Annotated in this window: 32 protein-coding genes; 8 read left to right on the top strand and 24 right to left on the bottom strand. The window is 43.4% G+C overall.

Features of this window, described 5'->3' with window-relative positions; translation table 11 throughout:
- Positions 1–25 precede the first annotated feature (25 nt).
- A complete protein-coding gene (locus DFR59_RS13210; protein ID WP_114746127.1) occupies positions 26–718 on the top strand; it encodes a DUF2225 domain-containing protein in 693 nt (230 codons plus the stop codon).
- Positions 719–766: 48 nt separating this feature from the next.
- Here DFR59_RS13210 and DFR59_RS13205 read toward each other — a convergent pair whose 3' ends face one another.
- Positions 767–1,003: a YuzB family protein gene (locus DFR59_RS13205; RefSeq protein ID WP_211318560.1), complete on the bottom strand. Its 237-nt coding sequence runs from the start codon at positions 1,001–1,003 to the stop codon at positions 767–769.
- A gap of 264 nt (positions 1,004–1,267) precedes the next feature.
- Here DFR59_RS13205 and DFR59_RS13200 point away from each other — a divergent pair, with 264 nt between their 5' ends.
- Positions 1,268–2,335 (top strand): NAD(P)/FAD-dependent oxidoreductase, encoded by a 1,068-nt coding sequence (locus DFR59_RS13200; protein WP_114746125.1) that lies wholly within the window; start codon positions 1,268–1,270, stop codon positions 2,333–2,335.
- A 69-nt stretch (positions 2,336–2,404) separates the two neighbouring features.
- On the opposite strand, the gene DFR59_RS13195 is transcribed toward DFR59_RS13200, so the two are convergent.
- Entirely contained in the window at positions 2,405–2,728 is a 324-nt protein-coding gene (locus tag DFR59_RS13195) for a YuzD family protein (protein WP_114746124.1), read from the bottom strand.
- 145 nt (positions 2,729–2,873) lie between these two features.
- On the opposite strand from DFR59_RS13195, the gene DFR59_RS13190 reads away from it, so the two are divergent.
- Positions 2,874–3,110, top strand: coding sequence for a NifU family protein (locus DFR59_RS13190; RefSeq protein ID WP_114746123.1), 237 nt, complete (start codon positions 2,874–2,876; stop codon positions 3,108–3,110).
- 50 nt (positions 3,111–3,160) lie between these two features.
- Here the strand turns inward: DFR59_RS13190 and DFR59_RS13185 are convergent, their stop codons facing one another.
- Positions 3,161–4,135 (bottom strand): 2-hydroxyacid dehydrogenase, encoded by a 975-nt coding sequence (locus tag DFR59_RS13185; RefSeq protein ID WP_114746122.1) that lies wholly within the window; start codon positions 4,133–4,135, stop codon positions 3,161–3,163.
- Between the two features lie 64 nt (positions 4,136–4,199).
- Entirely contained in the window at positions 4,200–5,207 is a 1,008-nt protein-coding gene (gene yutH / locus DFR59_RS13180; RefSeq protein WP_114746121.1) for a spore coat putative kinase YutH, read from the bottom strand.
- A 182-nt stretch (positions 5,208–5,389) separates the two neighbouring features.
- Between yutH and DFR59_RS13175 the strand changes: the two genes are divergently transcribed.
- Positions 5,390–5,890 (top strand): phosphatidylglycerophosphatase A family protein, encoded by a 501-nt coding sequence (locus DFR59_RS13175; RefSeq protein WP_114746120.1) that lies wholly within the window; start codon positions 5,390–5,392, stop codon positions 5,888–5,890.
- A 234-nt stretch (positions 5,891–6,124) separates the two neighbouring features.
- Here the strand turns inward: DFR59_RS13175 and DFR59_RS13170 are convergent, their stop codons facing one another.
- Both DFR59_RS13170 and DFR59_RS13165 read right to left on the bottom strand, forming a co-directional pair.
- Complete coding sequence (locus DFR59_RS13170; protein WP_114746119.1) at positions 6,125–6,889, bottom strand: TIGR01457 family HAD-type hydrolase; 765 nt, start codon at positions 6,887–6,889, stop codon at positions 6,125–6,127.
- 102 nt (positions 6,890–6,991) lie between these two features.
- Positions 6,992–7,429, bottom strand: a complete 438-nt coding sequence (locus DFR59_RS13165) for a DUF86 domain-containing protein (RefSeq protein ID WP_114746118.1) — start codon at positions 7,427–7,429, stop codon at positions 6,992–6,994.
- A gap of 131 nt (positions 7,430–7,560) precedes the next feature.
- Between DFR59_RS13165 and DFR59_RS13160 the strand changes: the two genes are divergently transcribed.
- A complete protein-coding gene (locus tag DFR59_RS13160) occupies positions 7,561–7,830 on the top strand; it encodes a DUF3055 domain-containing protein (protein WP_114746117.1) in 270 nt (89 codons plus the stop codon).
- A gap of 63 nt (positions 7,831–7,893) precedes the next feature.
- Complete coding sequence (locus tag DFR59_RS13155) at positions 7,894–8,205, top strand: cytosolic protein (RefSeq protein ID WP_245948485.1); 312 nt, start codon at positions 7,894–7,896, stop codon at positions 8,203–8,205.
- A 59-nt stretch (positions 8,206–8,264) separates the two neighbouring features.
- Here DFR59_RS13155 and DFR59_RS13150 read toward each other — a convergent pair whose 3' ends face one another.
- Positions 8,265–8,549 carry a YutD family protein gene (locus DFR59_RS13150; protein WP_114746116.1) on the bottom strand — a complete coding sequence of 95 codons (285 nt, stop codon included), beginning with the start codon at positions 8,547–8,549 and terminating at the stop codon, positions 8,265–8,267.
- Between the two features lie 105 nt (positions 8,550–8,654).
- On the opposite strand from DFR59_RS13150, the gene DFR59_RS13145 reads away from it, so the two are divergent.
- Entirely contained in the window at positions 8,655–9,371 is a 717-nt protein-coding gene (locus tag DFR59_RS13145; RefSeq protein WP_425454712.1) for a YhcN/YlaJ family sporulation lipoprotein, read from the top strand.
- Between the two features lie 217 nt (positions 9,372–9,588).
- Here the strand turns inward: DFR59_RS13145 and lipA are convergent, their stop codons facing one another.
- Positions 9,589–10,512: a lipoyl synthase gene (lipA, locus tag DFR59_RS13140; protein WP_114746114.1), complete on the bottom strand. Its 924-nt coding sequence runs from the start codon at positions 10,510–10,512 to the stop codon at positions 9,589–9,591.
- A 297-nt stretch (positions 10,513–10,809) separates the two neighbouring features.
- On the opposite strand from lipA, the gene DFR59_RS13135 reads away from it, so the two are divergent.
- The gene (locus DFR59_RS13135) at positions 10,810–11,775 is read left to right on the top strand and encodes a M23 family metallopeptidase (protein WP_211318559.1); all 966 of its coding nucleotides are present in this window, start codon (positions 10,810–10,812) and stop codon (positions 11,773–11,775) included.
- 87 nt (positions 11,776–11,862) lie between these two features.
- Here DFR59_RS13135 and DFR59_RS13130 read toward each other — a convergent pair whose 3' ends face one another.
- The 16 genes from DFR59_RS13130 to DFR59_RS13060 all read right to left on the bottom strand — a co-directional run bounded on the left by DFR59_RS13130 (position 11,863) and on the right by DFR59_RS13060 (position 26,642).
- Positions 11,863–11,979 carry a methionine/alanine import family NSS transporter small subunit gene (locus DFR59_RS13130; protein WP_114746112.1) on the bottom strand — a complete coding sequence of 39 codons (117 nt, stop codon included), beginning with the start codon at positions 11,977–11,979 and terminating at the stop codon, positions 11,863–11,865.
- Positions 11,979–13,493, bottom strand: a complete 1,515-nt coding sequence (locus tag DFR59_RS13125) for a sodium-dependent transporter (RefSeq protein ID WP_114746111.1) — start codon at positions 13,491–13,493, stop codon at positions 11,979–11,981. The genes DFR59_RS13130 and DFR59_RS13125 overlap by 1 nt, the downstream gene beginning before the upstream one ends.
- Positions 13,494–13,761: 268 nt before the next feature.
- The gene (gene yunB, locus DFR59_RS13120; protein ID WP_114746110.1) at positions 13,762–14,523 is read right to left on the bottom strand and encodes a sporulation protein YunB; all 762 of its coding nucleotides are present in this window, start codon (positions 14,521–14,523) and stop codon (positions 13,762–13,764) included.
- A gap of 60 nt (positions 14,524–14,583) precedes the next feature.
- Entirely contained in the window at positions 14,584–15,690 is a 1,107-nt protein-coding gene (locus tag DFR59_RS13115; protein WP_114746109.1) for an HD-GYP domain-containing protein, read from the bottom strand.
- A gap of 181 nt (positions 15,691–15,871) precedes the next feature.
- The gene (locus DFR59_RS13110) at positions 15,872–16,174 is read right to left on the bottom strand and encodes a YunC family protein (protein ID WP_114746108.1); all 303 of its coding nucleotides are present in this window, start codon (positions 16,172–16,174) and stop codon (positions 15,872–15,874) included.
- A 54-nt stretch (positions 16,175–16,228) separates the two neighbouring features.
- Positions 16,229–17,575 (bottom strand): bifunctional metallophosphatase/5'-nucleotidase, encoded by a 1,347-nt coding sequence (locus DFR59_RS13105; RefSeq protein WP_114746107.1) that lies wholly within the window; start codon positions 17,573–17,575, stop codon positions 16,229–16,231.
- Between the two features lie 18 nt (positions 17,576–17,593).
- On the bottom strand, positions 17,594–18,418 hold the full coding sequence (locus DFR59_RS13100; protein WP_114746106.1) for a sulfite exporter TauE/SafE family protein: 825 nt from the start codon (positions 18,416–18,418) through the stop codon (positions 17,594–17,596).
- 49 nt (positions 18,419–18,467) lie between these two features.
- Positions 18,468–19,316, bottom strand: coding sequence for a DUF72 domain-containing protein (locus tag DFR59_RS13095; RefSeq protein ID WP_114746105.1), 849 nt, complete (start codon positions 19,314–19,316; stop codon positions 18,468–18,470).
- Positions 19,317–19,410: 94 nt separating this feature from the next.
- Positions 19,411–20,808 carry a Fe-S cluster assembly protein SufB gene (gene sufB / locus DFR59_RS13090; protein ID WP_114746104.1) on the bottom strand — a complete coding sequence of 466 codons (1,398 nt, stop codon included), beginning with the start codon at positions 20,806–20,808 and terminating at the stop codon, positions 19,411–19,413.
- A gap of 32 nt (positions 20,809–20,840) precedes the next feature.
- Positions 20,841–21,275: a Fe-S cluster assembly sulfur transfer protein SufU gene (gene sufU / locus DFR59_RS13085; protein ID WP_114746103.1), complete on the bottom strand. Its 435-nt coding sequence runs from the start codon at positions 21,273–21,275 to the stop codon at positions 20,841–20,843.
- Complete coding sequence (locus tag DFR59_RS13080) at positions 21,265–22,494, bottom strand: cysteine desulfurase (protein ID WP_114746102.1); 1,230 nt, start codon at positions 22,492–22,494, stop codon at positions 21,265–21,267. The genes sufU and DFR59_RS13080 overlap by 11 nt, the downstream gene beginning before the upstream one ends.
- A complete protein-coding gene (gene sufD / locus DFR59_RS13075) occupies positions 22,494–23,804 on the bottom strand; it encodes a Fe-S cluster assembly protein SufD (RefSeq protein ID WP_114746101.1) in 1,311 nt (436 codons plus the stop codon). Before sufD ends, DFR59_RS13080 begins: the two co-directional genes overlap by 1 nt.
- Before the next feature lie 17 nt (positions 23,805–23,821).
- On the bottom strand, positions 23,822–24,607 hold the full coding sequence (sufC, locus tag DFR59_RS13070; protein ID WP_114746100.1) for a Fe-S cluster assembly ATPase SufC: 786 nt from the start codon (positions 24,605–24,607) through the stop codon (positions 23,822–23,824).
- Positions 24,608–24,890: 283 nt separating this feature from the next.
- Complete coding sequence (locus tag DFR59_RS20635) at positions 24,891–25,037, bottom strand: YuzK family famiily protein (protein WP_484078106.1); 147 nt, start codon at positions 25,035–25,037, stop codon at positions 24,891–24,893.
- Positions 25,038–25,277: 240 nt separating this feature from the next.
- Complete coding sequence (locus tag DFR59_RS13065) at positions 25,278–25,640, bottom strand: carboxymuconolactone decarboxylase family protein (RefSeq protein WP_114746145.1); 363 nt, start codon at positions 25,638–25,640, stop codon at positions 25,278–25,280.
- Positions 25,641–25,820: 180 nt separating this feature from the next.
- Positions 25,821–26,642, bottom strand: a complete 822-nt coding sequence (locus tag DFR59_RS13060; RefSeq protein WP_114746099.1) for a MetQ/NlpA family ABC transporter substrate-binding protein — start codon at positions 26,640–26,642, stop codon at positions 25,821–25,823.
- Between the last annotated feature and the right edge of the window lie 13 nt (positions 26,643–26,655).

Here is a 26,655-nt window from a genome sequence, read left to right as displayed (position 1 = left end):
ATATCCTGGGGAGGAGGAAATTCAGTTGAGTGAAGTCACTCCATTTTTTGAAAGGAAGTTAGAATGCCCGCTTTGCAAACATTCTTTCAAAACGACAAAAATTCGGTCCCGCTTCATAAAGATAGAACGTCATGACAGTGATTTTTGCCCCGTTTATAATGATGAATCCGTCAATCCTTTATTGTACAACGTCCATGTGTGTCCATCATGCGGCTACTCCTATACCGATGAATTTCAAACTTTTTTTGTCCCCCTTATCAGGGAAGAGCTTGAAGAAAAAGTGGCCAAGCACTGGACTCCGCAGGATTTCGGCGGGAAGCGAACGATTGCCAAAGCAGTGAATGCCTACAAATTAGCCATTTACTGTGGAATGATCCGCCGGGAGAAAAAGGTCACAATTGCAGGGTTGTATTTACGCATCGCTTGGCTTTACCGCCTCGCCTCCATGCATGCAGAGGAAGCAAGATTTATGAAGCTGTCTGCTCTTGAATATTCGGAATCGTACTCCAATGATGATTTTTCCGGGACGCAAATGTCCGAAGTCCGCATTTTATATATGATTGCTGAACTTCAACGAAGATTGGGCAACCGTGATGCAGCCGTTTTATACTTCTCGAAAATCATCGAGAAACAGCAAAGCACCATGGATCGGAAAGTCGTCGATATGGCCAGGGAACGATGGCAGGAAATGCGTGAAACCATGAAGACGGCACTATAGATTTGCATAAAGAAAGGGGAGCCCGGCTAAGCGGACTCCCCTTTTATATTAAAACATCGGATTTTCTTCTAAAAATTGATAGATTTCATCCACTAAAGCCTTAGGTGTATCTGCACTGACCACTTCGCCATTGACTAGCGCATAAAAGGATGCAGCACATTTCCCGCAATACCCAAGACACCCGTATTCAACGATATCCAGATTAGGATCGCGCTCCAATATTTCTAAAGCTTCCTGAGCACCGCTCGCTAAGTTGCTGATGCAAAATTCAATTATAGGCTTCACTAGCAATCACCTCTCTACTAATTGATAATCCTACATCTTTTCCATTCTTTCGTCAATGAAACCCGCTCCAGCCAATTGTATGTCAGATTATCGAGATTTTTGCCTATTTCTGTTGTGAATCTGCCCATATTTCGATATACTTTTTATGAAATTACTATAGGGAAATACAATTTCCTGCGTATTAGACATCATATTGAAAATGCTTTCTTTGCAAAACACCATCATACTAGCGCATAAGTCGATAGCAAAAGAGGAGAAATATTTATGAAAAAACTAGTCCTGCTTGGCGGCGGATACGGTAATATGCGAGTGCTGCTCAGGCTTCTTCCAAACCAGTTGCCCGAAGATGTTTCCATTACTTTAATTGATAAAGTTCCTTATCACTGTTTAAAGACCGAATATTATGCCCTTGCTGCAGGTACCATTTCGGATCACCATATCCGGGTGTCCTTCCCTGAGCATCCAAGACTTTCCATCAAATATGGAGAAGTCACAAAGGTTTCCACGGATGAGAAATTAGTTTATCTAAAAGATGATGAAGCTGTCTCTTACGACGATTTAGTCATTGGATTGGGCTGTGAGGATAAGTACCATAATGTGCCTGGTGCTGATGAATTTACTTACAGCATTCAATCCATTGAAAAATCAAGAGCTACGTACCATACGCTGAATAATCTTCCTGCTAAGTCTGTTGTTGGGATCGTCGGTGCTGGCCTTAGCGGCGTTGAGCTGGCAAGTGAGCTTCGCGAAAGCCGTCCGGATTTGAATATTAAACTATTCGACCGCGGAAATGTGATCTTATCTGCTTTCCCGGAACGTTTAAGCAAATATGTACAAGGCTGGTTTGAAGAACACGGTGTAGAAATCGTCAACAATGCGAACATTACGAAAGTCGAGCCGAACATTGTCTACAATCATGATGACCCAATCCTGTGTGATGCCATTGTATGGACAGCAGGGATCCAGCCAGTCGGCATTGTCCGTGATATGGAAGTAGAAAAGGATTCATCCGGAAGAGTCGTCCTATCCAAATATCACTCTCTTCCAAACGATGATCATGTATATGTGGTCGGTGACTGTGCAAGCCTCCCTCATGCTCCGAGTGCACAGCTTGCAGAGGGCCAGGCAGAACAGATTGTACAAGTCCTGATGAAACGCTGGAATAACGAAGAACTTCCAGAAGAACTCCCGCAAATCAAAGTAAAAGGCGTCCTTGGATCCCTTGGAAAGAAACAAGGATTCGGCCTATTGAATGGACGAGGAGTAACAGGCCGTGTAGCCCGCCTGTTGAAGTCCGGCATCCTGTGGATGTACAAGTACCATAATGGATGAAAAATGAAAAAAGCTGAGCCCCCATCCCAGGGAGGCTCGGCTTTTTCATTTTGATTTATTAAAAGAATCTTACCCTGCCGTATATCCGTATTTCTCGAATTCCGAATAGACCATTTTCAATTTAGGGTTTCCTTCTCCGATAATGGCTCCTTCAACAAGGACGACAGGATAGAACATATCTTCCTCGATCACCCTCGCAGCAAATGCTTTCACCACTTCTTCTTCAGGTGGATTAAAAATATCAATATAGCGGATTATGAAAGTCTGATTTGGATACTTTCTCGCCAATGCCGCTTCCAGCCATTCATATGTCTCTTTTGATGAAGGCAGATTTACGCAGCTTGCACAGATCTGATCTGTGCCATACACTTGAATTTCGACCTCTTTTCTCATCCCAGCCCCTCCTTTTCATCCTTATTGTACAAAAAAAATGAAATTTTCTAAACTGTGAAAAGCTCCCAGCCCAATTACAATATCCATGGATAGATTTTTTTCTCTCATGTTATTATAATAGGAGTATGGAAAGGAGTCGATAGACATGTCTGAAGAAATGATGAAGGAACAAGTCCAAGAAGTACTAGATAAATTGCGTCCATTCTTATTGCGCGACGGCGGTGACTGTGAACTGGTCGACGTGGATGAAGGAATCGTAAAACTTCGTTTATTGGGTGCATGCGGAAGCTGCCCTAGTTCTACCATTACATTAAAAGCAGGTATTGAACGTGCATTGCTGGAAGAAGTTCCAGGAGTTGTGGAAGTAGAACAAGTATTCTAATCAATCAATCTTAAATAGTTTAGCGGATGGCTTTTACGCCATCCGCTTTTTTATTTCATCCATTCTTTATTGACGAGCGTCTTTGGATTTTTTCCATCCAGTACGTTTGCGATATTCTCTACACATAGCTCCATCATGGTCATCCTTGTCTCGACTGACGAGCTTCCGATATGTGGAAGGGCAAGGACATTAGGAAGGGATAGCAGCGGATGGTCTTGGCTGATCGGTTCATGGGTGAATACATCCAAACCGGCACCTGCAATTTCCCCTTCTTCTAATGCTTTGAGCAAAGCATCTTCATCAACGATCGGCCCCCGTGCTGCATTAATAAAGTAAGCGGAGGATTTCATCTTGGAAAAAGCGTCTGCATTGAATGCACCTTTTGTTTCCGGTGTCAAAGGCGCGAGACAAACAATGAAATCAGAAGAGGACAACAATTCCTCAAACTCAACATAGGAAGCCCCAAGCTGATTTTCTGCTTCTTTCTTTCGGCTTCTATTGTGATAAAGAATCTCCATGTTAAATCCCTTTGCACGTCTTGCAACGGCTTCCCCTATACTTCCCATTCCATAAATCCCAATGGTCTTGCCGTAAATATCCCCGCCAGCAAGAAGCAATGGAGACCAGCTTTTCCATTTCCCTTCTTTCACGAACTGGGCAGCTTCTCCAATCCTTCTGGCTGTTCCCATCAACAAGGCAAAAGTAAGATCGGCCGTTGTTTCGGTTAAGACATCAGGAGTATTGCAAACGGCAACTCCACGCTCTGTGGCTTCCTGGATGTCTATATTATCAAAGCCGACAGCTAAATTGGCGACCACTTTTAACTTGCTCGCTCCTTGGAGCAATTCTGCATCAATCTTATCTGACAACATGGTCAAAAGGGCATCTGCCTCTTTCGACTGTTCAATGATCCATTCCCTTGGAGCACTTGCTTCTTCTGAGTCCCACATGGAAACTTGATAATTATCCTGTAAGGCAGCAATGGCTTCTGCCGGCAATTTACGTGTAATCACTATTCTTTTCATGGCTGATTCCCTTCCTTGTTTTTCTATTATTTTACCATAATGAAGGAAATGCCGTTAAATTCAACTATTTCTTCAGCCACTGAATTTCCGGGATCGCCATTTTTTTGAGTGGAACGTCGGCAATGCGATAAAAATTCCCTAAAAATGCTTCATATTCCCTCGACGTTTTTATCATTCTCTCCAACTTGTCTTCTAATTGCTTTTGAGTCTGTTCAGAAGAAGCTGTGAAATAATCTTCTATGCACTCAAAATAGTGGATCGGAAATAGCAGTCTTGCATAAATCAATCTCCATGAAAAAGCACTCAGCGGGGAGACTGATTCGTATTCTTGCAAAAATGATCGGATATCCGGCTGAAACGTTCGTTTCTGACTGAAATACCTTTCCCTTATCCACTCCGAAATGTCTCGGGAGGCATGATCAAAAACCCAGTCAAACGGATCTTTTATACAAACCTCAGATCCCCATGTCCCTTCATGGAATCGGACATGGCACACCGTTCCCGCATCTGAATCCCTTGTTTCTTCATCCATCTCTGTATCGACAAGATATTGAATGGCATTCTCCGCGAGACCCATATAGTATGGATACGATTCAATGAAAATCCTGCTGAATTCCCGGTCCGGACGCTCCATCAAATAATTGTTCCATACCCCTTCCATTTGATCGAGCCGCTTTTCCCAAAGCGACTTCCATTCACCTATTCGGCTGCAGCTCTTGATGACCTTATCAATGCTCCTCCCCCGATCATGGAATCTTGCAAGCTTTCTGCCAAGCTTCAAGGAAGGAACAACTGGATGTGGAGCATTTCCTAGAACGACATAATCCACTTCATTTTCTGTTACGAGAAATTTCTCATTCGTACTCGGAACAAACCTGGAAACATACCTGTCCCCTTCCTTGCTCAGATGCTCGGACATCTCATATAATTCAACAAGCGTGTCTTCTTCTACATGCGTCACCGGTACCACCGTATACAAAACCCCGCCTGAAATGTATCTCATTTGATTTCTGACCATGTAAGACTGCTCCGGCTGTATCCCAAAATGCTTCTGAAGAATATCGGACATCATGTCATTCCTCTCTTCACAGTTCTTTATTTCTATTTATATGTGGCGTTCTAATCTTCTTGATGAGAAATGTGAATAATTAGAGGATATTAGGAAATAAAATTGAAATGATAGGTAGTGGTTCTATACATCTTGGACAAATTCATACCTTTGAAATACAAATACTTATAGAAAAGGTGACGGATATGAGCGGAAAAAATGCAATGAGCATGTCTGAACAAACTGCAAGAAAGTGGCTTCTAGAACGTGGAGTGGAGATCAAGGACATCGCTGAATTGGTCATGTTTCTGCAGCATAAATATCATGATGATCTGCAAATTGAGGAATGCATCGATAATATCGAACGCGTCCTTTCAAAACGCGAGGTTCAAAATGCCATTTTGACAGGCATCCAGTTGGACATCCTTGCAGAAAAAGGCATGCTTGAAGAGCCCCTTCAATCCATTATCGAAGCCGATGAAGGATTGTATGGAGTGGATGAAATCCTGGCATTTTCCATTGTGAATGTTTATGGTTCCATCGGATTCACCAATTATGGATATGTGGATAAGTTGAAGCCGGGGATCCTGAAAGACTTAAATGATAAATCCAGCGGCAAATGCCACACGTTCCTCGATGATATCGTCGGGGCTATCGCAGCAGCAGCGTCCAGCAGGCTTGCCCATCGTACGGAAAAAGCCGAATAGTATTGCACAGAACAAAAGCGTAAGCGCCTCGATCAGCCCCGACCAGCATAAGACGGAACTCGAAGGAAATCCTGATTTCCGTAGAGGTGCGGCTTATGACTCGAGGGGCTAGGCGCTGGAGCTGGACGTCGACTACCTTGTATGAACTATCCACAAGGTAATATTTTATAATTTCTGAGACAACAAAAAAGGTATAATCCACTTCACCAAGAGGATTATACCTTTTCATTTCGCTTAAATATCCCAATCAGATAAGCTGTTCACTGTATATGTCGGCTGCTTGCCATATGTTTTTAAATCTTCCGCAGAAGTAACTCCTGTATGGACAAGCAGGGTATCCAATCCCGCATTCATGCCGGCAAGGATATCTGTGTGGTAGTTGTCCCCCACCATGAGCGTCTGCTCTTTCGGAACCCCTAAAACTTCCTGCGCCTGTTCCATGATGATGGATTCCGGCTTCCCGATGAAGATCGGCTCCGTTTGCGTGGAGACTGTTATCACGCTTGTCAGTGAACCGTTCCCCGGAAGCAGGCCTCGCTCGGTCGGGATGGCGATATCCCCATTTGTGGAAATAAAAGTAGCGCCATTTCTTACCCCGAGACAAGCCAATGCCAATTTCTCGTAGGAGATCGAGCGATCGATGCCTACCACTACAAAATCAGGCTTCTCATCCACCAAGCTCAATCCTCGTTCTTCAAGCGCCGTGCGGATTCCTTCCTCTCCAATCACATAAATGGACGCATCGTTCTTTTTTTCAAAAATGTAATTCGCCGTTGCCATAGAAGTGGTAAATACTTGTTCAGGCTCTGCCGGAATATCAAAATCCCTGAGCTTCGCTGCCACTTGATCTGGCCGTCTTGAAGAATTATTGGTCACAAATAAATATGGAATTCCCTTTTGATTGAGGCGATGCACAAAATCCCCGGCTTCCTCAATTTTTTCTTTCCCTCTATACATCGTTCCGTCAAGATCGATTAAATATCCTTTATATTCTTTCATAATCCTCTTCCCTTTCACACGTTGTCATAAAGAAAATGTACCCGAACCAAAAAAATTTATCCTATTTCCGCAAATGAAAAAACGCTTTCATTAAAGAAAGCGTCAGTTTTTGAAGGCTGATACTGGACCCAGTTCATTGGTAAGATAGCTTCGAACGCAATCAGCGAAATTTTGAAGGGATGAAAACTCTTTGGTGAAAATCCGCTCAACTTTCTCATGGTCCATATCGGTATATTGCTGTACAAGCATTTTGCGGCATCCTACAACTTTTACCAAGCCATCCTGCATATCCTTTGTAATAACTTTTTCATCTTCTAGGATGTCGACAATATCTTCATAGCTACCCGGGTCGCGCATGATGAACCCATCAATCATGGAATTCCCTGCATCCAGGATACATTCGATGATCGTATGCGCTGCTCTTTCAAATGCAGCCTTTTCAATTTCACTGCTGCTATTTTTCACTTGTTCAAACAATCCAAGCTGTTTTTCCATATAAATCAATGTATGTTCAATATGTTCCCGATCGACAAAATACACTGCAAGCACCCTTCCTTTTCAATTGCTTCCATCCGTATTTTATCATAAATTGCCCGCGTATTCTTCTCCTACTCCTTTTCCGGCAAATTTGTTAAGATGAAATGAGAAATGTGAAAAAGGAGCGAACAAGTATGTCAGAACGATTTTATCTATATGATGATCTTGAAAATACGAAGACACGGTTCGTCAGCTTCATGGGCGAAAACCAGCGATTTGATTTGGCAATCGTACGAAGTGAACGCCATTATGGCAAGCAGCTGGTCCTGGATATGCAAGGCAGTCGATTTGCCATTCTCGGAGCTGACGATTTAGAGGAAGAAGGCTACTTGGAACATGTTTTTAACATGAGTGAGGAAGAAGCAGGTGAATTAAAGGAATTTTTATCTGAGTTCATCTGTTAACGGATATGTATGATAAAGAAATGCCCTCCGTATAATATAGTCAAGGAAACGGAGGGCTGCATCATGAACGATGAAAGAGATCCAGGAATGGACAAAGAAGAAGAAAAATACTCGGATTTTTCCAATGTAGAAACACAGAGGAACTTCCTCGTTCCCGAAATCACTCCTGAAGGGCCTTATGGAGCTCCGCGCGGGAAATACACCCCTGTCGAAAATAAATCCACCCCATGGAGAGAAGGGCAGCGCTACTACAGTGCATTCAATTATGAATTCAAATCTCTCCATCAGGATATCCCGAGACAGGAACCGGGGGCACATCCCACTCATGACGATCCGGACCGGAATGAAGAACCGCCGTATACGGAAAATGAATGAACGCTGTCTAAAAACAGAAAACGAGCCCAAACTGTGCAGTCGGCTCGTTTTTTAATTGCTTATGCTTTCTTGGCGTTTACTTTCTTAGCTACAAAATATGCACATCCGAAGTTGCAGTATTCATAAAGATAATCGTTCAATGTACCGATTTTGGTATCGTAGCTTGCCTTTTGGTTTTGATCATCGAAAAAGCCTTTAAGCCTTAATTGACCATAGCCCCAATCCCCGACAATATAATCATATTTAGTCAAAATTTCACTGTAGCGATTGCGGAAAGCCTCTTCATTGAATCCTTCGCGGAATTCATGCTCAATTTCATAGCAGTGATTATTGATGCAAATCATTGCTTCACCCACCTTCAAATTTGCTCTTACTATAAATTATAACTGATTCCCCATCAATTACTAAGCAAAATTCATAAAACAGTGGCCATTCTAGTAAATGAGGGGGTGTTACAATTGAGGAAGAATACCATCGTCGCCTCCATTTTAGGTGTTGCTCTTTTAAGTGCCTGTCAAAATAAAGCTGCTGATGACAATCACTTATTCCACGACAACGGCAATACCATCAATGTGAGTGACCGACCTGAACTATACAACGAAAACCTTGCGAATAACAAGAGCAAGCATGCCGAGAACTTCGGCTATGTGCGCCAGCAAAAAAGTCCGATCATGAATGAGGGCATCAACTATCAGGAGATATACGCCGTCAATCGTGAGAAAACTGCAGATACGATCAGTAAAATGGCTGTCGGCACCCTGCCGAAAGTGCATGACTGCTCTACACTTGTAACGGATCACGAGGTGCTAATCGCCTACAAAACGGATGCCGAGGGCAAGAAAGAAAGAAATGACGTGGCTGACCAAGTCAAAAAGACGGCACTATCTGTCGTTCCAGGCTGGTATCACGTGTATGTCACGGACGATCCTACGCTGATGCGGAATGTGGAAAATATCGCATCCATGGATTCCAACATGGCCAATGTCCATGACGTCATCCGCGATACAGCAAATTTGATGTTGAAGCGATCCCCTCAAGGACATATCCTTAGCAAGGGCGTCAACGAAAACAATGAAATGATCGGAGAAAGGAACGACCTCACCGATTCAGACGAATACAACCAAAAAAGCAAGCAAGGTGCCGGCACCAAAAGTATGATGGATTAAAGAGAAAAGCGGAAGCGCCTGTTAAGAGGCGCCGAGGTTGGACTGAAGCACCACGAGATAAAGGAAACACGGAGAGCGTAGCGATCCGATGTTGACTTATCGTAAGTGTGCTGAAGGAAACCTCCCAGCCTCTAGGCGCTGGAGCTGGACACCGCCCGAATTTTGTCGAAGACAAAAAAATCCCCGAGATTATATTTTCTCGGGGATTTTTACATAATTATGCTTGCTGCTGCTGGATTTCTTTCTCGCCCATTTCCTGCTTCGCTTTTGTCGCAGCATTTACCTGCTCATCAGCATGGTAGGAAGAACGGACAAGCGGACCAGCTTCACAGTGGCTGAATCCTTTGCTCATGGCAATTTCCTTTAATTCAGCAAACTCATCTGGATGGTAGTATTTTTTAACTTTCAAGTGTTTTTTGGACGGCTGCAGATATTGGCCGATTGCCATGATATCTACATTATTCGCACGAAGATCATCCATTGTTTCGATGATTTCTTCTTTTGTTTCACCAAGACCGACCATGATGCTTGATTTTGTCGGGATATCCGGCTGCATTTCTTTCGCACGGCGGAGGAATTCCAATGTACGGTCATAGGTGGCACGCGCACGGACACGCGGAGTCAAGCTGCGTACCGTTTCAATATTATGATTTAAAATATCAGGACGTGCATCCATGAGCATTTTCAGGTTCTCATAAACCCCACCCATATCGGAAGGAAGAACTTCGATGCTTGTAAAAGGATTTTTCCGGCGGATCGCGCGAACAGTTTCAGCAAAAACAGCTGCTCCACCGTCTTTTAAATCATCGCGGGCAACCGCAGTTACGACAACGTGCTTCAAATTCATCAATTGAACAGAATCAGCTACACGTTCAGGCTCTTCCCAATCAAGTTCAGTCGGTAGACCGGTTTTAACAGCACAGAAACGGCATGCACGGGTACATACATCTCCAAGAATCATGAATGTCGCTGTACGTCTTACAGCCCAGCATTCGTGGATGTTCGGACATTTTGCTTCCTCACACACAGTATGAAGATTATTTTCGCGCATCATTTTTTTTAGGCCAGTATAGTTTTCATTTGTGTTTAGCTTTATTTTTAACCAATCTGGTTTACGTAAATGTTCTTCTCTTTTGCTCATGCTTTCATCTCCGATCATAATCTGTTGTTTGGGCCAAGACAGCAATAGAGTCATCAAGAACCTCAGAACATTGAAAAAGCCGCTCCATTAGCTCAATTAGCTCAATGCTTCCTCAACAAACTGACCTTTCATTTATGTAAAGAAATCAGGTAAAAGGTCTTCCTACACATGTCACTTTAACATACTAAAACTGCATAGACAAGCTTCGAATATTACCATTACCATTAATTGATATTTATGAAAATACGCTGTCATCGCCAAACTATATACATGCTGCTGCATGAGGAGGAGACCCTTTTGAGAACTGTACTGATCCTTATTATTCTTTTGGCAGGGTTCCTGCCGTCGATGGCTTCTGCAAAAGAAAGCGATGCAGATATTTATAAGGAAAGAATGGCATTGTATCGAAAAATGGATGTGTTGACACAGATCCCTTGGTATTACTATGCCGCCATCGATCAATATGAGAGAAGCGTCCGCTCTGTGAGAAGGGATCTGCCAAAAGCTGATGGATTGACAGCCATCTATATAAAAAATCAAGAATGGGCGGGTTATCTCAATCCGAATCCTGATGCAAAAGATCTTTTATCCATCACGATTTTCAATGGAAAAGGTGTGGATGGAAACGGGGATGGGGTTGCAGATATGACTACAGGAGAAGATGTACTATTTGCCATGGCACAATTCCTGCAGCCTTACGGATCGGATGAAGAGAATTTCCGGATCGCACTCTGGGATTACTATAAAAGAGATAAGGCTGTAAGCTTAATCATGGAGAAAGCGCAGCTTTACAAAACGTTTGGAAAATTGGATTTAGACGAAAAAGCATTTCCTCTCCCTTCCCGTTTTAATTACAGCTTCAAGAATACATGGGGTGATGCACGAGGCTGGGGCGGCAGACGTATCCATGAAGGCACGGATATATTTGCAGACTATGGGGTCCCTGTCCGTTCTACGTGCTACGGGATCATTGAAATGAAAGGCTGGAACAAATACGGAGGCTGGCGGCTCGGTATCCGGGATATCAATAATACCTACCACTACTTTGCCCATTTAAGCGGATTTGCCAAAGACCTGCAAGTAGGGGCAGTAGTGAAGCCTGGGCAGTTGATTGGGGGGGTCGGAAGCTCAGGATACGGGCCTCCAGGTACATCAGGCAAATTCCCTCCACATCTCCATTATGGGATGTATAAAGACAATGGACTGATCGAATGGTCGTTCGATCCATATCCTTACCTGCGGATTTGGGAGCGGAATAACTAAGAGTGGAGCCTCTAGCCGGTGGAACTGGACAGCACTTCTAAATAAACAAAAACCGGTCCCTATTCAAGGACCGGTTTTGTTCTTTTCTTATAAAGAAGATTTTGAGGCTTTAGCTTTTCGGACTGCATGGAGAATGCTCGCTCCCAGTCCTCCCCAAATGATTACCATACCGATGATCATCATGACTACTGCTGATGCGTCCATTAGCTTGAAACCTCCTTATCTGATGCCGGAACTTCAATTTTGCTGCCCGGCCAGGATTTTCTTGAAATCAGTACCGCAACGAGGATAGCGCCAAGTGCTACAGACCATCCATAATTGAATAAGAAGTCTGCTGGGTAGTCGCCATATCCATTTACAATACGTTCTTTGAATTTACCGTACATCATGTAGCCCAAAACAATTGGGGTAATGACTGATAGACAGATTTTCCACCAGGCACCGAGTTTGATGTCAGAGATCGCATCTGCATGCTGCTTCAATGGATTTAGCTGCTTCACGAACCATGCGAAGAAGACAACTTCGAACAACCCTGCTAATGCAACACCGAATTGGTTGATGAATTCATCTGTTACATCAAGGAAGTTCAATCCCCCTTGAGTGGCAAAGAATAATGAAATCAAAGCGGACAATCCGCCGCCGACTGAAACAGCCAATTTACGGGATACATTGAATTTCTCCTGAACCCCTGCAATGAATGTTTCGACGATTGAAATTAATGAAGATAAACCTGCAAGTACTAAACAGAAGAAGAATAAGAATCCAAACAATCCATTTAGTGCAGGGAATTGGTTGATGATTTCAGGGAAAACGGCAAATGCCAGGATGACACCGCTGCTAACCACTTTATCGACTGGAACACCTTGTTGATGTGCCATGAAACCAAGAGCTGCGAACACTCCGATACCAGCTAATAATTCAACGCTGGAGTTTGCAAACCCTGTAATAAAGGCATTATTGGTGATATCTGATTTTTTTGGAAGATAGCTTGAGTAGGTTACCATGATAGCGAATGCAATGGATAGCGAGAAGAAGATCTGTCCATATGCGGCCACCCATACCTGCGGCTTGGCAATCATGTCCCAATTTGGTTTGAAGAATGCATTCAATCCATCTACTGCGCCTTCAAGAGTCAACGCGCGAACAACAATAATCAAGAATAAAACAACAAGTGCTGGAATCATAATCTTGTTCGCTTTTTCGATACCTTTCTTGACGCCTGCAAATAGGATGGCTAATGTAACGACCCAAGTAATGATCAATGGGATGAGGACCCCAGGCACCAGGCTTCCGATTTCTCCTGCTTTTGCAACTTTCAAGTAGTCTGAAACCAGGAAATTGACTGTGTCTCCCTGTCCCCAGGAAAGTTTAAATGAAAATACTGAGTAAGACATTGCCCATGCAATGATGACGGAATAATAAGTCGAGATGACAAATGCAATGGCTACTTGCCACCAGCCCATCCATTCTGCACCGCGCCGTACACGTGCAAAGGATAACGGAGCTGATCCACGATGCTTGTGCCCGATGGTAAATTCAAGAATCAAAAGCGGAATCCCCGCAGTTAAAAGGGCAAATAAGTACGGAAGAAAGAATGCCCCTCCACCATTGTCATATGCTGTTCCTGGAAAACGCCAGATATTTCCTAAACCTACTGCCGAGCCGATTGCTGCAAGGACAAAGCCGGCCCTTGTACCCCACTGTGGACGATTATCCATCATATTCCCCCCTGTTTTATCCTCCAACTCAAGTACCAAAGAATTGGAATTTTTTATATTGTCTGATTATTTAATATAATCTAAAATCAAGTATATATGCATTTAAAATGCTTGTCAAAACAATATTTAAAATTTTTTCAGGATAATACGGAAACAGGAAATTCACTGGTTTTTACTATATTAATCAGTTAAAGGGCCATTTGGAAATTATTGCAGGCATAATAAAAAGGCCAAATAGGCCTCCTTATCTCTGAATTCTTATTAGTTCCTATGACCCAGGCAGTTGAATGGAAGGATTGGCTTTTCCATTTCCGTTATAATACTGCGGGACTTTGCCAGGGAAAAGGGTGAAGCCTATCGGGATATTTTGTTCATACTTGGTCATCTTTGTCGCAAATGGGATGATCATCTGGACATTGACTTCCACATGGACATAGAAATATATGAAGGTATTGTTAATCCCCCGGTCCTGGATATTATATTTTATATCAGTCTCTACATCACCGATTGCATGGAAGCGGATGGGGATCTTTGGCCCGAGGTTCCCAAGAAGAGCATTATTCGTCGCCTGGCCCAAGGGCACCAGGTAGACGATTCCTTGCTTTTTAGCCGTCTCCTCTTTATCTATTTCCACATCTGTCAGCGTATCAAGGACTGACAGATTCCCCTTCTCTGCTTCTTTAAGATTTTCTTGAACAAGGGTTTGCGTTTGTTCCAAAACCGTATTCATGACCTTTGTGTTGAAATTGATGATGGGCATCCCGTCTGAACTGCCGCTCGGGATGGATTCAATTAAATCTTCTCCCATCAGACTGGCGACTTTTTTATTGATGGCTTTGCTGATGACCAGCGCGGCGATTTTTTTCGTTTCAGATTCCGCGTACTTGGTGAGAGTAGGTTTCAGCCCGGCATTGACGATCCATAATCCTGCCACCGTAGAAAAAATGAAGAAGACAAATGTAAGTAGAAAAACATACCGGGTTGGAAGCGGTCCTGCCCGCCGGGGTTTGACACTATGGAATTTAGCCACAAAAAATTCCCCCTTTACAAGCTATATCTATGCTTGAACAGGAGGAATTAACGCAAGAAATTATTTCGCTACCGGACTTTTCCAATCCACATCGCAGCTATGGATCATGACATCCAATTCTATTTTCAGATCAATCTCATAAGGCTCCTGAAGTTCACGGCCATTTTCTTCAATAATTCTAATAACAGGCCTTTCAGTCAAACTAGGGTTCTGTTTCGATACAATCCCTTTTCTGGAATCATTCAAAAGGACAGTTATGCCATTCGGATAGATCGTGACCGACCTGCGGAAAGCATCAACAATTTCAGGCTCGAACAATGTGCCGGAACCTGCATATAAAACCTCCAGTCCCTCATGAGGGAGAAGGGCACCCCTATATACCCTGTTGGAAGTGACGGCATCAAAAACATCCGCTACGGCGATGATTTTGGCATATTCGTGCATTTCCTTGCCGTTCAATCCCCTTGGATAGCCTGATCCATCCAGCCGCTCATGGTGCTGGAATGCGCAGTGGGCAACTAAAAGGGGAACTGTATGGAGCTGCCTTAAAATATCGAATCCAAAATCAGTATGTTTTTTGACGACTTCAAATTCGTCCCCTGTAAGCTTTCCGGGCTTCATAAGAATATCTTCAGGCACCATCATCTTTCCTACGTCATGAAGGATCGCGCCAAGTCCGATGGTTTCCAAACTCTTGCTTGAATAACCCATTTCCATGGCCACCGCAAGCGTGTAGAGGGTGACATTGAACGAATGCTGAAAAATATACGAATCATATATATACACATCTGTTAAAATCGTGAGAAGGTCCCGGTTCCCTTTGATTTCATCCAAAAGACCCTTGATGATGTCCTTGAATATTTTAGAATTCTGGTCCAGCAAAAAGCTTCTTTTTGACTTGTTTTCTGCCTGCATATCTGTAAAAGCTGCTTCTACCGTCTGGATTGCTTTATGCTTGACGGAAGCGGGGATTGTGTCCTTGACTTTAATCCCTGCGGATAAAGAGTCTTCAATATAGACATATTTGATATCGAGTTCAATCAAACGTTTAATCAAAGAGATCTTCAATTCTACTTTTTCCTGCAGCAGTACTTGTCCTACTTGGTTGTACACTGCACTAGCCAAAATCATGCCAGGTTCTAACGACCTTGTGGATATAAGCCTCATAGGATTCTCCTAATCTATAATCTTTGAAAGTTTTTCTTTTTCCGACATTATTTTCTAGTTTCTCATTATATAGAATTTAAGAATTTTTTCAAGGTGAATTAGTCTTATTTTACGTCAAACGGTACATAAACAAAAAAAGTATACTCCTCGCACGACATGAGGAATATACCTTTTTTGGCCGCTACAGCATAAGAAGCAATGCATCCTTTCCAAGCATCCCCGGGGTAATCCCGGCATCCAAGGCTTCATGAGTGACCGATTCCAGAGGAGCCTCAAGGAGCTCGTCAATAGTTTTGACCCCGACAGCGCGTCCCGCCAATATTTTGCGGTCCTTAAGCCTCTCATTCAACAGCCCCACATCAAGGGCGCCGCACATAATATAGCCCCTTTCACTCGTCACGACGAGCAAAGTGGTCTTCGGGAGTTCCACGGAAATTGCCAGGAAAGTGAAGCCTTCTATGTCTACAGGCGTTAAAGAAACCACGTTCCCCAACTCCTTTCATACCCATTTGTATGAAAAAGCCAGGCTGTAAGTGACTCAGTCTGCCTGCTTCTTAAGCTTCCATGCCATGATATCTCTTAAGAATTCGGGAAAGAAATATTCTTTATGTTCAGCCCGTTGAATATCAGGGAAGAATTTGCCGAAAGTAAACATATCTGTTGTGGCTAGCCGGTACGATTGAACGGGGTCAAGCGTTATGCCATTTATCATGATTTTCTTGAAATGAGGATCGAAACGGATTCCATTGTAATGGAACATCCCCATCTTTTTCCCTCTGAATCCCAGCCCTTTCACATCCATTTGAATTAAATCAGGATTGCATGACTGCTTGATGATTTCCTTCAGCTCCGCACCCTTTACGGTAATGACGCATGGGTTGATTGGGTGTGGCAGGCACTTCAGCAATTCATATTCCGTCACATTCCCTTCTCCTAATCCCTCCAGGACAAGACCGGCATTCAGCATGGTGCAATCTGCCTTGCACCATTCATGAAGGGCATCACAAAGCATCTGGGGCAATTCCGCCGGAGTAAACCAGTCAGTATCGATTCGCTGATTCAGGTGGACGACTGTTTTCTGCAGCATTGTTTCTCCTTTTGACCAGTAAGGATCCACATCGTGTGGCGGGAAGGATTCTATTTCAGCATCCTTAGTTATGATTCGTCTGCTGTCCGTGTCAAATTCCAGCTTGATGTGGCCCGCATGCCTGCCATGTTTCCCTGCAGCACCCAATAATGTTTTGCCCACAAGCTTACCTTGTTCCAAAAGATGATGTGTATGGCCGCCAAGAATTAAGTCAATCTCAGGGCACATTTTGGCAAGCTGTTCATCTTCGTAAATCCCTAAATGCGAAAGGACGATAATGACATCTGCTTCTTTTTTCAACCTCTCAATCTGCCGTTCCAGTTCTTTTAAAGGATCTTTAATATCCCAGCCAAGGAGGTCATAGAAAGTGTCATAGTAGGCTGTGGCTCCTGTGACACCTATCTTCACGCCGCCCTTTGTCTTATATATTTTATACGGCAGAGCCCAATCGGGTCGTTTCCCATCCTTGTAAAAAAGGTTCGCTGCAATCACTTCAAAGTGCGCCTCGTTGTAAAGGGAATCCAGATCCCCGAATGCAAAAGTGATCCCTTCGTTATTTCCGATTGTTGCTGCTGTGTATTTCGAGTCATTCAGCAAAGCCATATTTTCTTTCCCTCTGCTCGCTTCTGTTAATGGATGCCATCGATCGCAGAAATCGCCGATATCAAAGAGAAGCATTTCTTCCCCCGTTTTTTCATGCTCCTCCCTGCGTTCCGCGAGATATTGTTTGATATCCGTCCAGTTCTCAAAGTGGCTGTGGATATCATTCGTATGATAAATATGGATTGTTTCCTTCATAGATGCGTCACCCCTCTGTCACCCTGAGAGCCCTTGAAGGATCAATCGTATTCCTGCAATGATCAGGATGATCCTTAAAAGGTTCACCAAAGTCTTGGATGAAAATTTTGTATTTAAATAGACCCCTAATTTTGCCCCGACCCAAGCGCCCGGTATCAAAGCAGAGGCAAAGATCCAATCGATGTTCCCCATACTGATATGGGCAATGGAGCTTGTCACGGAAGATAAGAAGACCATGAACATTGAGGTCGCAATGGCCACGTGGGCAGGAAATAAAAAGATCAAGATCATGGCAGGAACCATCAAGGAGCCGCCGCCGATGCCAAACAGACCAGAAAGAAGTCCGACCGCAAAGCTGATCATAATCCCAATTATGGGGCTGAACCCATACGTATGTATATTCCCTTGTGGATCTGTATAAGTCTTTTGAATTCCTGCATTTGGATTATGTTTAACCGGCTTGAAGTATTTCTTCACCATCAGCAGAACGGAAACAAACACCATAAAGAAACCGAAATAAAGGCTGAAGCTGTGCAGATTTAAACTTTTATTGATCCATGCCCCCAATAGGCTTCCTGGTCCGCTTCCGATGAAAAATATCCATCCGCTCTTATAATCAATTGTTTTATGCTTCATATAGGATAAAGTTGAGGATAAACCGGTGAAAATCATCACTGCCAATGACGTCCCCACAATCACTTGTGGACTAGTTTCCGGGATGATGCCGGTATAGCTTCCAAAATAAATCAAGGAAGGAACGATGATGATTCCTCCGCCAAGCCCCACTAAAGAGCCCAGTGCCCCAGCTGCCAGGCCGATGAATAATAACACTATCCATTCCATACTCGTTTCTCTCCTCTTTCATACACCCCTAAATGGTCCATCTGAGAGATCAATCAAATATATCCAGCTGCCTTGACGCCAGCCCCTGATATTCGATATCCATCAATTCAATGAACTGTTTGGCGTTATCTGCAGCATCCCCGCCGGAGTTGTTGTTGAACAACACATAAAGATCCTTTGTCTGATTCTTAAGGACCCCGATATTATTCTTCCATTCAAGCAGTTCTTCTTTATTATATCGGTAAAGATACCTTACTTCCCGCCAATTGTCTCCGTTCGGCTTATTCCATCCATGAAAATTCCTGCCGTGCAGGCGGATGAGCGTTCTTTCAGGGTTTACTGCTTCAAGCACAGTCGGGACAGATCCTTCCCCGGCCTGTGGTTCATCACAGATGCTGTGAATCCAATTTTCATCGCGAATGAAGGCAAGCGTCCTTTCCCGGAATTCAGGACGATACCATGACTGATGACGGAACTCAATGGCACAAGGCATATCCCCCATCATTGACTTGCAATAGCGGATATAATCCACGTTTTCCTTTTTACAATCGAACCAAGGCGGAAATTGAAACAGCACCATCGCCAATTTTCCTGATTCATGGATCGGCCGTACAGAGTCGATGAATGCCTCGAACATATCCTTAACAGTCTCAAAAGGAATTTCTCCCCTTTGATGCCCCGTCATCCCCTGGTAGGCCTTTACGATGAATTGAAAAGATTCAGGAGTTTCCTTCAGCCATTTTTCAACATTTCTTTTTGGCTGCACAGCATAAAAGCTGGCATCAAGCTCCACAATCGGAAAATGCCCGCTGTATTCCTTCAATCGGTCCCTTTTATTCGTCAAGCCGGTATATAAAGAGTCATGGTCGCCCCATCCGGTCACTCCAACATAGATCACGCCAACCCCTCCTTGGGACTATGTTTTACCCCTATCTTATCAAAGAAAAACCCGCATTGCGAAAACCACAATGCGGACTTTTGGTATAAATGAATTATCCGATGGAACCTTCCATTTCGAACTTGATCAGGCGGTTCATTTCAACGGCATATTCCATTGGAAGTTCTTTTGTAAATGGCTCGATGAAGCCCATTACGATCATTTCCGTTGCTTCTTCTTCGGAAATTCCTCGGCTCATCAAGTAGAAAAGCTGTTCTTCTGATACTTTTGAAACTTTCGCTTCATGCTCCAATGAGATGTTGTCGTTCAAGATCTCATTGTAAGGGATCGTATCTGAAGTTGATTGATTATCCATGATTAATGTATCACACTCGATGTTGGAGCGGGCGCCGTCCGCTTTTCGTCCAAAATGAACGATACCGCGGTACGTTACTTTTCCGCCTTGTTTCGAAATGGATTTCGAAACAATGGTAGAAGAAGTATTCGGAGCCAAGTGAATCATTTTTGCACCTGCATCCTGATGCTGGCCTTTACCTGCCAAAGCAATGGATAGAGTCATACCTCTTGCGCCTTCACCTTTCAGGATGACCGCAGGGTATTTCATTGTTAATTTTGATCCGATGTTTCCATCGATCCATTCCATCGTTGCGTTCGCCTCACAGACTGCACGCTTTGTAACAAGGTTGAATACGTTGTTCGCCCAGTTCTGGATAGTCGTGTAGCGGCAATACGCATCTTTCTTGATGATGATTTCAACAACTGCAGAGTGCAGGGAGTTTGTCGTATAGACTGGTGCTGTACATCCTTCTACGTAATGCACATGAGCGCCTTCATCGACAATGATCAATGTACGCTCAAACTGACCCATGTTCTCAGAGTTGATTCGGAAATATGCTTGAAGCGGTGTATCCACTTTTACACCAGGTGGTACGTAGATGAATGATCCCCCTGACCAAACTGCTGAGTTAAGTGCAGCAAATTTGTTGTCTGTCGGCGGAATGACTTTTGCCCAGTGTTCACGGAAAATATCTTCGTTTTCTTTTAGGGCTGTGTCTGTATCTTTAAATACGATACCCATCTCTTCAAGATCTTCCTTCATGTTGTGGTAGACAACTTCGGATTCATATTGAGCAGAAACCCCTGCCAAATACTTTTGCTCTGCTTCAGGGATGCCGAGTTTATCAAATGTCTGTTTGATTTCTTCTGGCACTTCATCCCATGAACGCTCAGATTTCTCTGAAGGCTTCACGTAGTAAGTGATTTCATCAAACTTAAGTGCTGATAAGTCTCCACCCCATTGCGGCATGGACATATTATAAAAATGCTCCAATGATTTCAGACGGAAATCAAGCATCCATTGCGGCTCATTTTTCATACGGGAAATTTCTTCGACAATTTCACGAGTCAAGCCGCGCTTGGAGCGGAATACTGAAACGTCTTTATCATGAAAGCCATATTTGTAATCCCCGATTTCTGGCGCTTTCTTAGCCATAAATCATTCCTCCATTCAAGAGTAGAAACTCTTTATTCGTTTTCTTTCAACCCTTTTTCCATCGCCTTCCAGGCTAATGTCGCACATTTGATGCGGGCAGGGAATTTAGAAACCCCTTGAAGTGCTTCGATATCTCCAAGATCGATATCTTCATCATATTCTTTCCCCTGCATCATGTCTGAGAAGATTTCTGCCATTTTATATGCAGTTTCAACATCCTTGCCTTTGATGGCTTGCGTCATCATAGAGGCAGATGCCATGGAAATAGAGCAGCCTTCTCCGTCAAACTTAGCTTCTTCCACTTTTCCGTCCTTGACAGTCATCGTCAGATGGATCCGGTCTCCGCATGTGGGGTTGTTCATATCCACTGTGAGACTACCGTCTTCCAGGCTGCCTTTATTCCGCGGGTTTTTATAATGATCCATGATTACTTGGCGGTATAGAGCGTCTAAGTTATTAAAAGACATTGCTGAAATACTCCTTTGTTTTGACAAGCCCGTTTACAAGGCTGTCAATATCTTCTTCCGTATTGTAGAGGTAGAAGCTGGCCCTTGCAGTTGAAGAAACATCCAGCCATTTCATCAGCGGCTGTGCACAGTGATGTCCTGCACGGACAGCAATTCCTTCTGCATCCAATACAGTCGCTACATCATGCGGATGGACATCTGCCAGGTTGAATGTTATCAAACCTGCACGATTTTGCGGATTTTTAGGTCCGTAAATCGTCATCCCTTCAATCTCAGACATACGTTCCAAGGCATAAGCAGCTAATTTATGTTCATGCTTCTCGATTTCATCCAAGCCAATCTCCTGCAGAAAATCAATTGCGGCTCCAAGACCGATGGCTCCTGCAATGATCGGAGTCCCCCCTTCGAATTTCCAAGGGAGCTCCTTCCACGTGGATTCCTGGAGTCCGACGAAGTCGATCATTTCGCCGCCAAACTCCACTGGCTCCATTTTTTCAAGATGGTGCTTCTTGCCGTACATGACTCCAATGCCAGTAGGCCCGCCCATTTTGTGTCCTGAAAATGCCAGGAAGTCACAATCTAAATCCTGCACATCCACTTTTAAGTGTGGAGCACTCTGAGCCCCGTCAACCACCATGACCGCCCCATGTTCATGGGCGATTTTAGCGATTTCCTTAATCGGGTTCATGGTGCCAAGCACATTGGACACATGCATGATGGAGACGATTTTCGTATTGGATGTGATGGTTTTTCTGACATCTTCCAATGAAATCGTTCCATCCTCTTGAAGCGGAAGATATTTCAACGTTGCGCCAGTTTGCTTTGCAAGCTGCTGCCAAGGAATGATGTTGCTGTGATGTTCCATGTAAGAAATCACAATTTCATCGCCATCTTTGACATTTTCCCTTCCATAGCTGACGGCAATCGTATTGATGGAAGTCGTTGTCCCGCGTGTGAACACTACTTCTTCAGTCGATGAAGCGTTGATGAACTTCCTTACCTTTTCACGTGCCCCTTCATATCCATCAGTGGCACGCGTTCCAAGGGTATGGACACCGCGGTGTACATTTGAGTTGTATTGGCGGTAGTAGTTGTCGATTGCTTCAATTACCTGTATGGGCTTTTGGGAAGTTGCAGCACTGTCAAGGTATACAAGCTTATGTCCATTGACTTCCTGGTCGAGAATCGGAAATAATTTGCGAATCTCTTTAGCATTCATTATCTTACTTTCCTTTCGATGACCTCAACAAGCTGTTTTTTAACTCCTTCAATAGGAAGCTGATTGACGACAGGCGCAAGGAATCCGTGGATGATCAATCGTTCTGCTTCCACTTTCGCGATCCCGCGGCTCATTAGGTAGTAAAGTTGAACTGGGTCGACACGTCCGACTGATGCAGCATGACCAGCTGTTACATCATCTTCATCAATCAAAAGGATCGGGTTGGCATCGCCGCGTGCTTTTTCGCTAAGCATCAGTACGCGGGATTCCTGTTCTGCATTTGATTTAGAAGCGCCGTGCTCAATTTTTCCGATTCCATTAAAAATGGATGTAGCGGAGTCTTTTGATACGCCATGCTTCAAAATGTATCCTTCAGTGTTTTTACCGAAGTGTACAACTTTTGTTGTGAAGTTTTGGATTTGGGAACCTCTTCCCACAACAACAGTTTTTGTATCAGTATAAGAACCATCGCCAATTAAGTCAGTGACATTTTCAGAGATGGTATTTCCGTCATTCATCAAGCCAAGTGCCCAATCGATGCGGGCATCTCTTGCAGCAGTTCCACGGCGGTTAACATATGTTGTGAACCCTTTTGAAAGGGTGTCTACTGCACCGTAGGCAACTCTTGCATTCGCATTTGCGACTACTTCTGTCACGATGTTGGCAAGCCCATTTTCTACTTCCACAGTAGAAACATAGTTTTCCACATAAGTGACAGAGCTGTTGTCATCCGCTACAACCAATACGTGGTTGAATAAAGATACATCCTCTTGGTCGTGTACGTATACAGCTTGAATCGGCTCTTTCACTTCGACATTTTTAGGGACGTAAAGGAAAGCACCGCCATTTACCAATGCAGCATGCAAAGCAGTCAGTTTGTGCTCGTCTGCTTTTACTCCGTCTTTCATGAAGTATTTTTGGACAAGTTCACCGTGCTCTTTTACTGCTGAGAAAATATCAGTAAACACAACACCCTGAGCTTTCAATTCATCAGAAAGTGACAAATAAGCCGCAGAGTTGTTTCTTTGGATATATAAGTTTTGAGATGTATTTTCAAGGTCGATCAATGATTTTACCGTTTCAGGCAATTCATTCAATGAAGCGTATTTATCGCTTTTTACATAATGATTGCTGAATTGAGTAAGATTCCATTTATCGATTTTTGTTTTATCCGGTTTTGGCATTGGAAGTTCATTTGCTTTAGCCAATGCTTCTGTACGCAGGGTAGCGAACCATTCAGGTTCACCTTGCTCCTTTGAAAAGGAGCTTACGTACTCCTGATCTACTGGTAGTTTTGTATCCACTGTCATCTTTATCCCCCTAACGCTTACGCTTCTTGACCAACAGTTTCGTCTTCGATTCCTAGTTCTTGCTTGATCCAGTCGTAGCCTTCTGCTTCAAGGCGCTGTGCCAGCTCAGGACCACCTGATTTAACAACGCGTCCTTGCATCATAATGTGTACATGGTCTGGCGTAATATAGTTAAGCAGGCGCTGATAGTGAGTGATAATCAAGCAGCCAAAATCTTCTCCGCGCATTTCATTGATTCCTTTAGAAACGACTTTAAGTGCATCGATATCAAGACCGGAGTCAATTTCATCAAGGATGGCGATTTTTGGTTCAATCATCATTAATTGAAGAATTTCGTTGCGTTTTTTCTCACCGCCGGAGAAACCTTCATTCAAATAGCGTTGTGCCATGTCTTGATCCATTTCCAAGAAATCCATTTTTTCATCCATTTTGCGGATGAATTTCATCAAGGAGATTTCTTCTCCTTCTTCGCGTCGGCTGTTGATGGCGGAACGCAGGAAGTCCGCATTCGTTACACCGCTGATTTCGCTTGGGTATTGCATAGCAAGGAATAGTCCTGCTTGTGCACGCTCATCGACTTCCATTTCAAGGACGTCTTTTCCATCAAGCGTGATGCTTCCTTTTGTTACAGTGTATTTAGGGTGACCCATGATTGCAGAAGATAAAGTGGATTTACCAGTACCGTTCGGCCCCATGATTGCATGGATTTCTCCACCTTTTACTTCCAGGTTCACACCTTTTAGAATTTCTTTCCCCTCAATCTCTACGTGAAGGTCTTTGATTACTAAAGTTGAAGCTGCCATATTTATACCTCCGTTAACATCAAATAAGATTTGATTTTGAGTTTTCTATTCTCAATTTATTCTCATTACAATCTTATAACAAATGAAAAGTGATAGCAACTCTTTCACCCAATCCCCTTAAGGCAAAAACAGGGAGATGGAGATAAGCCTGTCCACCATAGGAATGGGGATTTCCCCACCCTGCTTCTTTCTATTCTAGGATAGGCGAAAGAGGCTGTCTTCATGTGCGATCCAAAAAGAATAGCCGGTGAAATAATCACCGGCTATTCTTGTTCTTTCCTTATTATATATTAGCGTGTACCTTGCGATCAATGTCTGCAACAATTCTTCTGCTTGCTACGTAATTGGCCTCTCTTCGCTTTTCTACTTGCATTCTGATATCATGCTTTCGTCTGTAGACTTCATAACCTACTCCGTGAGCGCTTTGCATCGCTTTTTCCATTTCAGTCGTGTAATCCAGTTTAAGAGAGTTAATGAGGAATCAATCCTTTCAATTTTTGTGCTTGCTGATTGTTACAAGGTAATGCTAACATCAATCGCTCTTCCTGCCAAAACCGATATAAAGGGATTAACAAGCAGGTGAAAGGAGGGGAATGGGTATGGTCGAATAATGATATCCCATTCTCCTTTTTCATCCCTTATTCTTCCCTATACTGGCTCATCCATCACATTATTGCTTTAATTGATTCAATTCGCCCATCGCCTCTTGAACAAGAGTCACTCCCTGGCTCATAGATGCACCGCCGCCGAATGCTGCTGTTACACCAATCGTCTCAAGGACTTCCTGTTCAGAGCATCCCTCGTCCAAGCAGCCTTTTGTATGATAGATGATGCAATATTCATCTTGGGAATACAGACTGATCCCCAATGCAATCAGCTGCTTTTGCTTCTTCGAAAGAGTTCCCTCTTTAAAGCATTCCTGTGTGAAGGCATTATACTGCTCTGCCAATTCAGGCATTTTCTCCGTGAAAACACCTAAACCTGCTTTGTAGTTATGAAGTGCATTTTCTGTGGAAGAATTATGTGAATTCATTTGCATACTAATCAGCTCCAATTATAGTTGTAGTCCTCGATAGTATGAATCTTTTCTAATGAGAGTATTCATTAAATGGAAGGGCTGGGTGGATAGGTAACACTACAGGTGACAGGCATGCCTCGGTTTTTGTCGAAAAAAGTCTCCAGGATGATATTCACCCTGGAGACTTCACTGATATTATTTACCTGACACCGGAACAACAGATCCATGCCATTCTTTTTTGATATAATCTTGGATTTCTTTTGAATGAAGGACATCAACCAATGTTTTGATGTTCTTTTTATTTTCATCACCTTTGCGTACTGCAATGACGTTTGCATACGGTGAATCTTTATCCTCCAAGGCAATCGTATCTTTTTGAGGATCGAGACCGACATCAATGGCATAGTTTGAGTTGATTACAACTGCATCGCCTTCCCCGTTTTTATATGCCTGCGGAAGGAAGGATGCTTCATATTGATAGTCAAACTTTAATTTCTTGGGATTATCCGTAATGTCTTTCACTGTTGCTGTAACCTTATCAACACCCGGCTTCAATTTGATCAAGCCTTTTTTCTCAAGCATTGCAAGGATTCTTCCATGGTCAGCGACTGAGCTGCTCATCAGGATTGTTGCACCTTTTGGTAGGTCATCCAGAGATTTATATTTCTTAGAATAGATGCCGATTGGTTCAATGTGAATTGCACCGGCATTAGCGAATTTATATCCGTGCTCTTTCATTTGTGATTTCAAGTATGGGATATGCTGAAAATAGTTGGCATCCAAATCTCCTGAATCAAGCGCCTGGTTTGGAACCACGTAATCCTGATATTTAACAATTTTTAAATCAATGCCTTTTTTCTTCAAAATCGGTTTTGCCTTTTCAAGGATTTGAGCATGAGGAACATTTGAAGCCCCCACAACTAATTCTTTTCCATTTCCATCTTTCTCTTTGCCGCCGCATGCAGCAAGCGCCGCGACCAATACGGCCGTAATGGCCAATAATAATAATTTTTTCACAAGAATGACTCCC

This window comes from Falsibacillus pallidus, from assembly GCF_003350505.1.
GTDB lineage: Bacteria > Bacillota > Bacilli > Bacillales > DSM-25281 > Falsibacillus > Falsibacillus pallidus.
This window is presented reverse-complemented; position numbering and strand designations above follow the sequence as displayed.

Excerpts from the sequence above, each read along its gene's own strand:
- DFR59_RS13190 (WP_114746123.1), top strand. The coding sequence starts at position 2,874 with ATGTCTGAAGAAATGATGAAGGAACAAGTCCAAGAAGTACTAGATAAA.
- sufU (WP_114746103.1), bottom strand. The coding sequence starts at position 21,275 with ATGTCTTTTAATAACTTAGACGCTCTATACCGCCAAGTAATCATGGAT.
- DFR59_RS13185 (WP_114746122.1), bottom strand. The coding sequence starts at position 4,135 with ATGAAAAGAATAGTGATTACACGTAAATTGCCGGCAGAAGCCATTGCT.
- DFR59_RS13195 (WP_114746124.1), bottom strand. The coding sequence starts at position 2,728 with ATGAGAAAAGAGGTCGAAATTCAAGTGTATGGCACAGATCAGATCTGT.
- DFR59_RS13100 (WP_114746106.1), bottom strand. The coding sequence starts at position 18,418 with ATGGAATGGATAGTGTTATTATTCATCGGCCTGGCAGCTGGGGCACTG.
- sufD (WP_114746101.1), bottom strand. The coding sequence starts at position 23,804 with ATGACAGTGGATACAAAACTACCAGTAGATCAGGAGTACGTAAGCTCC.
- DFR59_RS13160 (WP_114746117.1), top strand. The coding sequence starts at position 7,561 with ATGTCAGAACGATTTTATCTATATGATGATCTTGAAAATACGAAGACA.
- DFR59_RS13130 (WP_114746112.1), bottom strand. The coding sequence starts at position 11,979 with ATGGACGCATCAGCAGTAGTCATGATGATCATCGGTATGGTAATCATT.
- DFR59_RS13125 (WP_114746111.1), bottom strand. The coding sequence starts at position 13,493 with ATGGATAATCGTCCACAGTGGGGTACAAGGGCCGGCTTTGTCCTTGCA.
- sufC (WP_114746100.1), bottom strand. The coding sequence starts at position 24,607 with ATGGCAGCTTCAACTTTAGTAATCAAAGACCTTCACGTAGAGATTGAG.
- DFR59_RS13200 (WP_114746125.1), top strand. The coding sequence starts at position 1,268 with ATGAAAAAACTAGTCCTGCTTGGCGGCGGATACGGTAATATGCGAGTG.
- DFR59_RS13170 (WP_114746119.1), bottom strand. The coding sequence starts at position 6,889 with ATGAAAGAATATAAAGGATATTTAATCGATCTTGACGGAACGATGTAT.
- lipA (WP_114746114.1), bottom strand. The coding sequence starts at position 10,512 with ATGAGCAAAAGAGAAGAACATTTACGTAAACCAGATTGGTTAAAAATA.
- DFR59_RS13115 (WP_114746109.1), bottom strand. The coding sequence starts at position 15,690 with ATGAGGCTTATATCCACAAGGTCGTTAGAACCTGGCATGATTTTGGCT.
- DFR59_RS13150 (WP_114746116.1), bottom strand. The coding sequence starts at position 8,549 with ATGATTTGCATCAATAATCACTGCTATGAAATTGAGCATGAATTCCGC.
- yutH (WP_114746121.1), bottom strand. The coding sequence starts at position 5,207 with ATGATGTCCGATATTCTTCAGAAGCATTTTGGGATACAGCCGGAGCAG.
- sufB (WP_114746104.1), bottom strand. The coding sequence starts at position 20,808 with ATGGCTAAGAAAGCGCCAGAAATCGGGGATTACAAATATGGCTTTCAT.
- DFR59_RS20635 (WP_484078106.1), bottom strand. The coding sequence starts at position 25,037 with ATGCAAAGCGCTCACGGAGTAGGTTATGAAGTCTACAGACGAAAGCAT.
- DFR59_RS13065 (WP_114746145.1), bottom strand. The coding sequence starts at position 25,640 with ATGAATTCACATAATTCTTCCACAGAAAATGCACTTCATAACTACAAA.
- DFR59_RS13175 (WP_114746120.1), top strand. The coding sequence starts at position 5,390 with ATGAGCGGAAAAAATGCAATGAGCATGTCTGAACAAACTGCAAGAAAG.
- DFR59_RS13080 (WP_114746102.1), bottom strand. The coding sequence starts at position 22,494 with ATGAATGCTAAAGAGATTCGCAAATTATTTCCGATTCTCGACCAGGAA.
- DFR59_RS13155 (WP_245948485.1), top strand. The coding sequence starts at position 7,894 with ATGAACGATGAAAGAGATCCAGGAATGGACAAAGAAGAAGAAAAATAC.
- DFR59_RS13105 (WP_114746107.1), bottom strand. The coding sequence starts at position 17,575 with ATGAAGGAAACAATCCATATTTATCATACGAATGATATCCACAGCCAC.